At 50.1% G+C, this 12448-nt stretch carries 11 protein-coding genes; 1 reads left to right on the top strand and 10 read right to left on the bottom strand.

Going from position 1 to position 12448, the window contains the following annotated elements; translation table 11 throughout:
- The 9 genes from FFT88_RS11900 to yeiP all read right to left on the bottom strand — a co-directional run bounded on the left by FFT88_RS11900 (position 1) and on the right by yeiP (position 10853).
- The gene (locus tag FFT88_RS11900; protein WP_130217098.1) at positions 1-1026 is read right to left on the bottom strand and encodes an ABC transporter permease; all 1026 of its coding nucleotides are present in this window, start codon (positions 1024-1026) and stop codon (positions 1-3) included.
- On the bottom strand, positions 1026-2120 hold the full coding sequence (locus tag FFT88_RS11895; RefSeq protein ID WP_000501616.1) for a microcin C ABC transporter permease YejB: 1095 nt from the start codon (positions 2118-2120) through the stop codon (positions 1026-1028). Before FFT88_RS11895 ends, FFT88_RS11900 begins: the two co-directional genes overlap by 1 nt.
- Entirely contained in the window at positions 2121-3935 is a 1815-nt protein-coding gene (locus FFT88_RS11890; RefSeq protein WP_135404839.1) for an extracellular solute-binding protein, read from the bottom strand.
- An 81-nt stretch (positions 3936-4016) separates the two neighbouring features.
- Complete coding sequence (locus FFT88_RS11885) at positions 4017-5573, bottom strand: cyclic di-GMP phosphodiesterase (protein ID WP_130207104.1); 1557 nt, start codon at positions 5571-5573, stop codon at positions 4017-4019.
- Positions 5574-5755: 182 nt separating this feature from the next.
- A complete protein-coding gene (mepS, locus tag FFT88_RS11880; RefSeq protein ID WP_000241011.1) occupies positions 5756-6322 on the bottom strand; it encodes a bifunctional murein DD-endopeptidase/murein LD-carboxypeptidase in 567 nt (188 codons plus the stop codon).
- A gap of 421 nt (positions 6323-6743) precedes the next feature.
- Positions 6744-7448: a Kdo(2)-lipid A phosphotransferase gene (lpxT, locus tag FFT88_RS11875; protein WP_135404841.1), complete on the bottom strand. Its 705-nt coding sequence runs from the start codon at positions 7446-7448 to the stop codon at positions 6744-6746.
- Between the two features lie 38 nt (positions 7449-7486).
- Positions 7487-8473 (bottom strand): zinc-binding GTPase YeiR, encoded by a 987-nt coding sequence (gene yeiR / locus FFT88_RS11870; protein ID WP_130257510.1) that lies wholly within the window; start codon positions 8471-8473, stop codon positions 7487-7489.
- Positions 8474-8591: 118 nt separating this feature from the next.
- On the bottom strand, positions 8592-10058 hold the full coding sequence (locus FFT88_RS11865; RefSeq protein WP_135404843.1) for a mannitol dehydrogenase family protein: 1467 nt from the start codon (positions 10056-10058) through the stop codon (positions 8592-8594).
- A gap of 222 nt (positions 10059-10280) precedes the next feature.
- On the bottom strand, positions 10281-10853 hold the full coding sequence (gene yeiP / locus FFT88_RS11860; RefSeq protein ID WP_135404845.1) for an elongation factor P-like protein YeiP: 573 nt from the start codon (positions 10851-10853) through the stop codon (positions 10281-10283).
- Positions 10854-11007: 154 nt separating this feature from the next.
- On the opposite strand from yeiP, the gene FFT88_RS11855 reads away from it, so the two are divergent.
- Positions 11008-11262 (top strand): YkgJ family cysteine cluster protein, encoded by a 255-nt coding sequence (locus tag FFT88_RS11855; protein WP_000389030.1) that lies wholly within the window; start codon positions 11008-11010, stop codon positions 11260-11262.
- On the opposite strand, the gene setB is transcribed toward FFT88_RS11855, so the two are convergent.
- Complete coding sequence (setB, locus tag FFT88_RS11850; RefSeq protein WP_130221884.1) at positions 11259-12440, bottom strand: sugar efflux transporter SetB; 1182 nt, start codon at positions 12438-12440, stop codon at positions 11259-11261. The two genes, FFT88_RS11855 and setB, sit on opposite strands and share 4 nt — an antisense overlap.
- Between the last annotated feature and the right edge of the window lie 8 nt (positions 12441-12448).

The following is a 12448-nucleotide window of genomic DNA, read 5'->3' as shown; positions in this document are numbered from 1 at the left end:
CTACACCGCCTTATTAGGATCAAATGCGTCGCGGACGGCTTCACCAATAAAGATCAGCAAAGACAACAATATCGCCACCGACAAGAAGGCAGTGATCCCAAGCCACGGAGCCTGAAGGTTATTTTTCCCTTGTAGCAGCAGTTCGCCGAGTGATGGTGAACCGAGCGGCAGACCGAAGCCGAGGAAATCGAGCGAGGTCAGGGTGGTTATCGAACTACATAAAATAAACGGTAAAAAGGTGAGGGTCGCGACCATGGCATTAGGCAACATATGACGCAGGATAATACTGCGATCGCTGACGCCAAGCGCCTGCGCCGCGCGGATGTAGTCGAAATTACGGGTACGTAAAAACTCCGCCCGCACCACGCCGACCAGACTCATCCAGCCAAACAAGACAGTAATTGCCAGCAGCCACCAGAAGTTAGGCTGTACGACGCTGGAAAGCAGAATAATCAAAAACAGCGTTGGCATCCCCGACCATACTTCAATAAAGCGTTGCCCCCAGAGATCGACTTTACCGCCGTAATAGCCTTGTAGCGCCCCCGCCAGCACGCCCATCACGCTGGAACAGAGAGTCAGCATCAGGCCAAACAGAACCGAGATCCGCGTGCCATACAGAATGCGTGCCAGCACATCGCCACCGTTGGCATCCGTTCCCAGCCAGTTTTGCCGGGAAGGTGGGGAGGGGAAGGGCTTGTCGGTGGAAAAGTTGATACTGGTAGCGCCAAAGCGAATCGGCGCCCACAGTACCCAGCCTTTATCTTCCAGCCGTTGTTTCAGCCACGGGTCCTGATAATCAGCCTGACTTGCCAGCGGGCCGCCAAAATCACTCTCACTGTAGTTTTTCAGCAACGGGAAATACCAGCTGCCGTCATAACGTACCAGCAATGGCTTATCGTTGGCGATCAGTTCAGAACACAAACTCAAACCAAACAAGATGAGGAAAATCCATAACGACCAGTAGCCGCGACGATTATGACGAAAACGCGCCCAACGGGCCTGATTGACGGGGCTGAGTCGCGACATTAGCGTCCCTCAAAATCAATACGAGGATCGACCAGCGTATAGCTGATGTCGCTGACAATATTCAGCAGCAGGCCAATCAGGGTGAAAATGTACAGGGTGCCAAACATCACTGGATAATCGCGCGAGACGGTCGCTTCGTAGCCCAGTAAACCGAGGCCATTGAGCGAAAACATCACCTCAATCAGCAGTGAGCCGGTGAAAAACATGCTGATAAAAGTCGCCGGAAAACCGGCAATCACCAGCAGCATGGCGTTGCGGAACACATGTTTCCAGAGAATATTTTTCTCACTTACCCCTTTCGCACGCGCGGTCACCACGTATTGCTTACGCACTTCATCAAGGAATGAGTTTTTTGTCAGCATGGTCAGCGCCGCAAAGCCACCAATCACTGTCGCCAGCACCGGGAGCGTGATATGCCACAGATAATCGGTGATTTTCTGATACCACGGCAGCGAATCAAAGTTAGCGGAAACCAGGCCGCGTAGAGGGAACAGGTCGAAATAGCTGCCGCCCGCGAAGAAGACAATCAGCAGGATGGCGAACAAAAAGGCTGGAATGGCGTAGCCGATGATGATAAATGCGCTACTCCAGACGTCAAAGCGGCTGCCGTTATAAACGGCTTTGCGAATACCCAGCGGAATCGACACCAGATAGATAATCAGCGTGCTCCACAATCCTAGGGTGATGGAAACAGGCAGACTGTCTTTAATCAGCGTCAGCACCGAAGCGCTGCGAAACAGGCTGTCGCCAAAATCAAAGCGAATGTAGTCCCAAAGCATTTTGAAGTAACGTTCGTGGATCGGCTTATCGAAACCGTAGCGATGGGTGATCTCAGCGATCACTTCTGGATCTAATCCGCGTCCGCCACGGTAATTACTGTCGCTGATATTGCCGACGCCCGTTTGCGCATGGCTGGCACGAACGCCTTCGCCGCCTGTGCCGGGTAATACTCCGGCATTACCAAACTCAATGGCGGCGATGGCCTGGTCGACGGGACCGCCAGGCGCAATTTGCACGATGAAAAAGTTGATGGTGATAATCGCCCATAATGTTGGGATCACCAGCAACAGACGGCGAATCAGGTAAGCGCCCATCTACTCTCCCTGTTTGCTCGCGGACGGCAGTTTGGCCGCTTTATTAACGTCATACCACCAGGTATCGATACCCAGGCTGTAAACAGGGCGTACAGCGGGTTGGGAGAATTTATCCCACCAGGCGAGACGGTCTTCCGCCATGTACCACATTGGCAGCATGTAATAATTCCACGTTAATACGCGATCCAGTGCCCGCCCCAACGGCAGTAATTTTTCTTTATTTCCCTGCGCGGCAATAATTTGGTTGATCAGCGAGTCGATAACCGGGCTTTGCACGCCGGGAGCATTATAAGTGGAGTTGATATATTCCGATGACCAGGAAATCTGTAAATCGGAACTGGGCCACGGCATCGCCCGCCACACGCGCGGCATCATGTCATAGTCGCGGCTGCGCATTCGGTTGGTGATTTGCGAGTTATCCACCTTGCGAATGTCCATGTTGATACCCAGCCGTTGCAGGCTGTGCTGGAACGGCAATACCCACTGACTATTGCTGCTTGCAGGAAGCAATAATTCAAAGCTGAGTGGCTGGCCTGTGGTGGCATTAACGCGTTGCTGACCTTTCAGCACCCAGCCGGCATCGTTGAGAAGTTTGTCGGCTTTTAACAGGTTGTCACGGTCGTAGCCATCGCCTTTGGACACTGGTGGCTGGTAGATTTGCGTGAACACTTCTGGCGGTAGATCTTTTTTCATTGGCGCCAGAAGCACCAGCTCAGCGGCGTCGGGGTAATTTCTGGCCGCGTATTCGGTATTCTGAAAATAACTGTTCGTGCGACTCCAGGCATTGTAAAACAACGCCTTATTCATCCATTCAAAGTCAAAGGCGAGGGTGATGGCTTCCCGGACCCGGCGATCGCTGAATACCGGTCGTTGAATATTAAACGCCAGCCAGCGCGTATCCTGGGCTGATTCGTTCTTTTGCTCATCTTTGATAATGTATTTTTTATCGAAATTCTTACCGGTATAGCGCGTGGCCCAGTTTTTGGCGTCGTTTTCCATGCGTAAATCAAAGGCGCCAGCTTTAAACGCTTCGAAGGCAACATTATCGTCGAGATAATAATCGTAGCGAATGGTATCGAAATTCCAGCGACCACGATTTACCGGTAAATCGGCCGCCCAGTAATCTTTCACGCGGGAATAGACAATATTTTGCCCCATTTTCCAGGATGTAATGCGGTACGGACCACTGGCAAGCGGAGGCGTAGAGAGCGGGTCGCTAAGTTTATGATCCTTCCAGTACTTTTCTGGAAATACCGGCAGCGAAAACAGACTCAGCATATCTTCTTTGCCTGGTTTGGCTAATTCAATACGCACGGTTAATGGCGCTATGGCTTTGACCGTTGTGCCTTTGTATACCAGGCGAAACTGCGGCACGCCCTCGGTCATAAATTTTTGAAAAGTAAACTCAACGTCGCGCGCGGTAATCGGCGAACCATCATGAAAACGGGCGCGCGGATTGATAGCGACTTCTACCCAAGAATAATCGTCAGCATAGCGTGCGCTTTCGGCAATCAGCGGGTAATAACTGCCGGGTTCGTCATCGGAAGTGGTAAATAGCGTGTCGTACAGTTGCTCGGTGCGTGCGCCGGGGTTTCCGCGTAGTGCATAGCGGTTAAAATTATCGAAGGTACCAATGGAGGATAACGTTATTTGCCCGCCCTTCGGCGCAGCGGGATTCACATAATCAAAATGGTTGAAATTAAAAGCATACCGGGGTTCTCCCAGCACCGCAAAGGCATAGCTTTCCTTGATAGCTTGCGCCTGCGCACCGAAGGTGAACAGGGTGATAAACAGCAGCAGTATGCGCACAATCATCTGCAACGGATTTCCTTTTACTCATCATTAGCCGCAATCCGGCATGCTTCAACTATGAATAATAAGGGACACAAGCACACCTTACCACTGCGGCGTATGCGGTTTCTCCAGCCAGCGGACAAAATCATCTATCGGTAAGGGGCGGCTAATCCAATAGCCTTGCAGGAAATTAACACCGCGCTCACGTAGCCAGCGCGCCTGTTCCGGTGTTTCGACACCTTCAGCAACCGTCAGCATATTGAGACGTTTCGCCAGCGTGAGCACCGCGTCAAGCACCGGAGATGTGACCGTTTCCGTACCTATAGCATTGATAAATCCACGGTCAATTTTCAGATACTCGAGCGTGAAGCGTTCCAGATAGATAAGCGCGCTGTGTCCGGTGCCGAAGTCATCAATAGCAATTTCCACGCCGACAGAGTGCAGCCAGGCGAACAGTTTTGTGGCCTCATGCTCTTTCAGCATATCGCGCTCGGTTATCTCCAGTACAATCTGGAAATGGTGCGCGGGTAGGGAGGCGAGCAGCCGATGTATATCCGCTTTAAAGCTCTCGCTGTGCAGATGTTCCGGTGCGATATTAATGCCAAACTTTATGCCCACCGGCAGTACGTTTTGTAATTCAGCCGCATCACGGGCTATAAGCTCAAACAGATGCTGGGTCAGCGGCACGATCATCTTTTGCGATTCGGCATATTGAATGAAGGCATCCGGCGGGATTTCACCTGCAACAGGGTGACGCCAGCGTAGCAGCACTTCCAGGCCCGTGACCCGCAGCGTTGGTGTATCAACCACCGGCTGATACACCAGGTAAAATTGCTCACGTTTGATGGCAGCCATAATTTCTCTGCCAGGGCGCATACGCACACTCATCAGGTAATAGCAGAGCAGGCCAACGACAGTTCCACTCATACCGCCCAGTAAAAACGCATACCACACATCGTTCCATGTCCAGTCATCAGCATAAAGACGCACAGTCAGCGGAATGCCTGTTATTTTGGTTTCGCGTACTGGTTTGCCGGATAACTCACGGACGTTCATCAAATGCGACGAAAATGTCGAAAGCACGGTATCGCCAATAATGAGTGCGATCCCGTCGAAATCTTGCTGACGAGAGCTATAGAGAAGATATGGCGTCAGGTGCAGGTTTAATGCTGCAAAAACGCCGCTATTTTTCAATAAAGGGTTGCGATACCAGATGACGATAGCGGGTTTGTTGGGCACCATTGGCGTACCAGGCAACATCGCCATATCGACGTCTTTGTTAATATCGAGCGCCGGGATCAACTCATTGAGCGGTATATCCATCTCCCCCGTTGCTGATGAACAAAAGCTCTTTTTATCCTTCACCAGCACAAATGTGCGAACATTCATGCTAAACGCCGCGCGGGCAGTCAGTTCAGGGTTAGCCTGCTGACAGGTATCTAAGGTGAGCGGCTGTAGGCGGTCAGTGGTTAATTTCAGGTCGGCGAAGTAGGTATCGAGATACTTTTGTACGTCGGTAATCAGTGTGTCGTATTTGACTTCGTGTTTATGCCAGGCAACCAAAAACTGAAGACAGCTGACCAGTATTGCGATCATCACGCCCGCAATAATGCAGGTAAGCAGGATCTTACGTCCGGAAGAGGGAGCGCGTATGAACATGGTTCCGTTAATATTCCCGAGATTACGACAACGCTGAAGTGGAAGAGAATGACGGGACTATAGCCTGGTTCAAGGCACGGAAACATCATTTTCTATGATGAATGAAAACAAAAAAGCACTGCTTAAGCAGTGCCTTCAGTTAACTCGTCAGGATAGCCAAGGGATTGCATCCAAACGGTTTATTAGCTGCGGCTAAGAACCCGACGTGCTTCGTTGTAACGCTTTTTCCAGTACGGTTCATTCATGCTGGAAATAATAACACCACTGCTGGTGGAAGCATGAACGAACTGATTGTTGCCGATATAAATACCGACATGGCGTCCAGTTGAACCAGCACGGAACAGAACTAAGTCACCTGTACGCAAATTACTGCGGGAAACTGACTTGCCCATTTCCTGCTGTTCATAAGTTGAACGAGGAAGTTCTAAGCCAAATTGTTCGCGGAATGTACGCTGTACGAAACCAGAACAATCGATACCTTTTTTAGTGCTGCCACCCAGACGATAACGTACGCCTTTCCAGTCAGCATACTGATCCATAATTCGCGATTTTACGTCGACATTACGAACCAGATTTTCAAATTCATCCTGAGAAGCTTGCAGTGATGATGTTTCACTACCCACTGCACGTGTCTCAGGATGCATATTCTTTGCGGTGTTATTTGCACTACATGCAGAAAGCAGAACCGCTACTGCAATCGCGGGAATCCCGCGCAAGATATATCTCAAAATCGGTTGAGATTTGACCATGTTGTTTGTTTTCCCTTGAAGTCCTTAACGACAAATATCGTTATAAAAAAATGCCAAGCGACACGAGACTAATTACCTGGGCACGTTGAAACAATTCCTTAAGGCCAAATCTGTGGACTAACGCACAAAATTATATGCTGTGAGGATAATCTACCGCCGAGGCAAAACGTGTTCGAGATTACCCGATTGACGCGGTCTTGGCGAGCGGTTTTACATGATTTTTTATAAGAAAAAGTGATACAGAAAGTTAATAAACGGGATTGGTCAATTAAAACACTATTGTCTAAAAGATGCGCAATCCATTCATTTGCTTAGAGAATGATCATTTCACTTAATGAACGAGAGCAAAGTCGCACATCATCAGGATTATCCCGACTATGAAAATAAACCTGATGATGTTAATTACTGTGAGTTATTTGTTTTATGAATGTTTATTTTTTCCAGGCAGTGATTTGTCAAAAAAGGCGATTAATTGATCACTTAAAGGTGTCATTAGCCACCAGGGCAACCCAATCAATATCACCGTCATGGAACCGACAATGATATCGGTAAACCAATGTGCGCCAATCATCACTCTGGGAAATGCAAAAACCACAAATATAATAAGGGCGATTACTCCTGCGACTTTTCCGAAATATCGCCACATAAAAGTGGAAAAAATAAGCAGCATCATGCCATGATCGCCGGGAAAACTATCTCGTGAGGCATCTTTCGTTGGAACAGATAGCAGTTCGCTGACGCGGTTAATATCTGTAAAGGTCAATGTCGGACTGGCCCGTTTTACCGGAATAAATGCCTGGCCCAACTGGTTTAATACCACTGCGGTTAACAGCATGACCAGACCAATAATCACAATACGCCGTCTGCCGGGTGCGTTTTCTTTCAGCCAGAAACTCAGCATCAGTATTCCCATCGCCAGCAGTGAACAACCGTCGAAGGCGCGATTATTAGTCAACGCAACCAGCCATAAAAAAGTCTTGCTTTCGACCAGTTTCTGATTAAAAAAATAAAAAATATCCGCGTCAATCGGCAACCAGAATCCATGATTGACGGGAATGTACCAGGAAAGAAACAGCGCGAGGCCGACAATATTTAATAGCACTATTTGCGGCAAATTTTTGATCATATTTTCTCTAATTATCTTACTGAAAAACGCAGGCAACCTTACGCGTTGGTCGCTAAACGAAGCTTCAACAGCGCGCTCTGTAAGGCATTCCAGTCAGTTTCGTTGCTGGAAATCAGCTCAATGCGGCTATCTGGTGGTGCAACGTTTTGCGTTTCAATGTGCAGGTCATCGCCCTGACGGTTGATGCGCACAAGACCTTCTGGTATCCGCATCACGCCCTTTACGCGTCCGACCGGCGCAAGTCGCGCCCATTCCAGAATGCCAATGGTGTCGAACACGGTATCAGCGTCGAATATCCAACCGCAGGCCTGGTGTCCTTGTCCGCTATTCAGACTGCGACGCCAGCGTTGATGCTCTGGCAGGCTTAATGCCGCTAATCCTTTTTTCTCGTTATGTTGATGCGAATGGGCTGCGCTGGCGGGCAACTCAGTTAAATTTCGACGAGGTAAATCCAGAAGATGACCTTCAATTTGCCCATGATCGCTGTGAATTAATTGCCGTTCGCCACCGTTTTGTTGCCACCAGCGTTGTAACGCTTGCTCGCTTTCTGGCGTAGCACGGTCGGATTTATTGGCGACAATGATGTCTGCGGCAGCCAGTTGATCACGGAAGTTTTCATTACCGACGCTTTTTTCGTCCAGCAGCAGGCGCGGATCGAGAATGCACAACGTGGCGCGCAGATCGATCCACGGTTCATAGACCGGCGCGGTTAACAGATCGAGGATCTGTTTCGGATGACCCAGTCCGGTCGGCTCTATCAGCAAGCGGTCTGGTTTTCCCTGGCGCAGTAAGGTATTCAACCCTACCTGCATGGGTAAACCATTAACGCAGCACATGCAGCCGCCGGGGATCTCTTTCAGCAATGCGCCGCTATCGGCGAGCAAAGCACCATCAATTCCGACTTCCCCAAATTCATTAACCAGAACCGCCCATTTTTCGTTGGGATCTTTGTGGGCTAGCAGATGAAGAATAGAGGTTGTTTTCCCGCTGCCGAGAAAACCGGTGATGAGGTTGGTCCTGGTCACAACGGCTCCGCAATAATCAGATGAGTTAACTGTGCGTTAATCCTGGCTAAAAAAGGCGGAAAAGAGAAGAGAGAGGGCGGACGAAGCGATGCTCCATCCGCTTTAACCGCAGAAATCGTTAAATTTTGAGGGTGTTTAATAGCGCCTGATGCGCGCCGAACTGCGCGATTTGTTGCCAGGCTTGTTCGATGGCCTGCACAAAATGCGGGTTATCTGGTAGGTCATCACCGAATACTTCACGCAAAGAAAGCAGGGTGGTGACGCGTTGTTCACTGCTACTGCCCGCAACGAGGTTGTGAATTTTATCGTAAAGCGGATCGCGGACATCGATAGCTTTTCCGGCATCATCTACGCCGCTCACATAGCGCATCCAACCTGCGACGCCTAATGCCAGTAACGGCCAGTTTGTCTCGCGAGCCAGATGAATGCGAATCCCTGCCAACATGCGTTGCGGTAATTTTTGACTGCCATCCATCGCGATTTGCCAGGTCTTATGTTTCAGCGCCGGATTGGCAAAACGTTCAATTAACGTATCCGCATAGTATGTTAAATCGACATCTTTAATCCGTAGCGTTGGCGCTTGCTCATCCAGCATTAATGTTCTGGCGGCATGGCGAAATGCGCGGTCCTGCATGCAATCACTAATATGGGCGAATCCAGCCAGGTAGCCCAGATAAGCGAGAAAAGAGTGGCTGCCATTAAGCATGCGCAGTTTCATCTCTTCCCACGGCAGGACATCATCCACCATTTGTACACCTGCGATTTCCCAGGCTGGGCGCCCTGCGACGAAGTTATCTTCCACCACCCACTGGATAAACGGCTCGCAGCTAATTGCACAGGGATCATTCACGCCCAGATATTGGCTAATTTCTGCCAGTGATTCTTCCGTTGCTGCCGGGACAATGCGGTCGACCATGGTTCCCGGAAAGCTGACGTGTTCTTTTATCCACTCGGCAAGTTCTGGAGAGCGTTTTTCAGCCATCCCCAGCATCGCATTTTTCACCACATGACCATTGTCGGGAATATTATCGCAGGAAAGTACGGTAAACGGCGCAAGGCCACGTTCACGACGGCGTTTCAGCGCTTCGACAAGAATGCCTGGCGCGGAGTGAGGTTCTTCCGGGCTTTGTAAGTCATGAATAATCCGCGAATTATTGGTATCAAGCGCACCGGTGGCCGGGTCGATACAATAACCTTTTTCGGTAATGGTCAGGGACACAATTGCCACCTGCGGTTCGCAAAACTTCTCAATAATCGCCGCTAAGGAATCCAGTTTTGCATTCAGGCATTCATGAACGGCCCCGACAATAATCGCCTGATTGCCGTCTGCGCCTTTCTCCAACACGGTATATAAATGATCCTGTTCGCGAAGTTGGCTCATTAGCCGATCGCCGCTGAACAAACTGATTTCACAGATCCCCCAATCGCTGCACTGGGCATTCAGCACACGGTCGGTCAGTAACGCCTGATGTGCGCGGTGAAAGGCTCCAAAGCCAAAATGAACGATACGGGATTTCAATTGCTGGCGATCGTAGCGTGGAGTGTGAATGTGAGGCGGGAACGTAGTGGAGGCAATTGTGTTCATAGAAGTCACGTCTTAGTAACGATTGATTAACAATGATAGTGTAAAGTTATATGACAGCAATTGAAATTGGTCTGGATTGTTAATGCGATGAAGTGTGAGGACGATCAATTTACAAGTGAATATTGCAGGCGAAAGGTGTTCAGGAAGCGCAAAATGAAGGATTGGTATAATAAATTAAAAAAGGGACAGCCTGAGCTGTCCCTTTTCTGAATGTGGCTGAAGTTAGTCAGCACGCCCCATATAACGGCGTTCTTCGATATGGATACGAATTTTTTCGCCCGGGCTTAAGTATTCTGGTACCTGAATCACCAGGCCGGTGCTCAAGGTCGCCGGTTTGTTACGGGCACTGGCAGAAGCGCCTTTGATGCCAGGAGTGGTTTCAACGATTTCCAGATCAACGGTCTGCGGCAGTTCAAGCGCCAGCAGTTGACCGTCCCAGGTCAGAACCTGCATGTCTGGCATGCCGCCTTCCGGCATAAACAGCAGTTCTTCTTCAATCTGATCTTTGGTGAAGGTATACGGGGTATAGTCTTCTTTATCCATAAAGACATATTCGTTGCCATCGACGTAGGAGAAGTCAACGTAGCGGCGGGTCAGCGTCACGGTATCAACGATATCATCGCCTTTAAAGCGTTCTTCCACTTTCAGCCCGGTACGGACGTCTGAAAAACGCATTTTGTACAGCGTAGCGGCACCGCGGGCGGTAGGCGACTGAATATCAATGTCCTTAACCAGCAGCAGTTTGCCGTTGTAATTCAGTACCATACCTTTTTTAATTTCGTTCGCTCTTGGCATCGAAAAATTCCTGTTGTCGAAAATGTCAAAAATATCGCGACAAACTACTCGCGACGGGCCTTTCAGGCAAGTGGTATTCGCACTTTTGCTGGTGCCAAAAAGGTGGTAATGTGCGCGCTCCTCAATCCGGTGGTTAACCTTAAGAGAACAACGTATGGAATGCCGTCCGGGTTGCGGGGCGTGTTGCACCGCCCCCTCAATCTCCAGTCCTATTCCCGGTATGCCAGATGGCAAGCCCGCCAATACGCCCTGCATTCAGCTTGATGAACAGCAACGCTGTAAAATTTTCACCTCGCCACTGCGACCGAAAGTTTGCGCAGGCTTACAAGCCAGTGCTGAAATGTGCGGTAACTCGCGTCAGCAGGCCATGACCTGGCTTATCGATCTGGAAATGTTGACCGCGCCTTAAACATCTTTAATCCGTAGCAAGCAAAACAGGGTGGCGATAATCATCACCATCGCAAACCAGAACACCGCGTGATAATTCCAGATCTCGGCGACGATGCCCGCCACTGAACCTGCGATGATCCAGCCTACGCGCGACGTATTGGTATAGAGCGTGGTGGCTGAACCTGCCTGACCGGGCATCAAATCCTGAAAATAGAGCATCCCGATGCCGCCCAGAATGCCAATAAAAATAGCATTTAGCAGCTGCAAGCCCAACAGAATGACAGGTGAATGCGCCATCAGCATTCCTGCGTAAAAACAGACGCCACCCACGGCGGCAACGCGCATTAAGAAGCGCTTACCCAGACGTTTGGCAAAATATCCGGCAATCAACATTGTCGGGATTTCCAGCCCGGCGGCGGTCCCCATCATCACACCGGCCAGTTTCTCGGGAAGATGCAGTTCGTTGATAATAAATAGCGGCATGTTGATGATGTACAGGCTGTTCGAGCCCCACATCAATGTACAAATGACAAACAGCAGCAGCGTATCGCGACGGTTACGGCGCGGCGCTTCAACCGTGCCGGTCGCCAGCGGAAGCTCTTTTTGCATCGACGGTAAAAACAACCACACCATCACGCCGCAGACAATAAACGCCACCGCCGCGCTGAGATACATTACCGTAAAGCTGAATCCCATCGCTAAGGCATACGCCAGCGGCGGGCCAATGACCCACGCTAACGAAACCTGGGCGCGTAAAAAAGAGCTGAACATCACCGCTTCACGCCCGGTTTTGTCGGCATGTTCACGAGCAAGAGCAAACATTTGCGGGTTGGCGGTAGAGCCAAAGCTGCTAAGAAAGACGCCAACGAATAGCAAAACAAAGTAATTGCGATTCCAGGCAAAAAGGGTACAGGCCAGCATGCCTAACAGGCAGCAAAAGACAATCAGCGATTTACGATCGCCGCGTTTATCAGAGCGTCCGGCGAGAAACTGACTGACCAGAATTCCGATAACGGCGCTGCCGGTAAAGAAGAATCCCACCATCGCCGGGCGCGCGTGCACTTCATCAGTGAGGAAAATACTTAGCGTCGGGGTTTGCAGGGCGCCTGCAATACCGGTGAGAAAGGCAACAATTAAAAACGCCGCTGACGTCAGGTCAAACGATTTCGCGCTGGAAACTGCGGGGGAGTTATGCATGCTGGTCG

This window comes from Escherichia sp. E4930, from assembly GCF_005845405.1.
Classification (GTDB): domain Bacteria; phylum Pseudomonadota; class Gammaproteobacteria; order Enterobacterales; family Enterobacteriaceae; genus Escherichia.
Note: the sequence above shows the minus strand (reverse complement) of the source record. Positions and strands in the feature narration are given on the sequence as shown.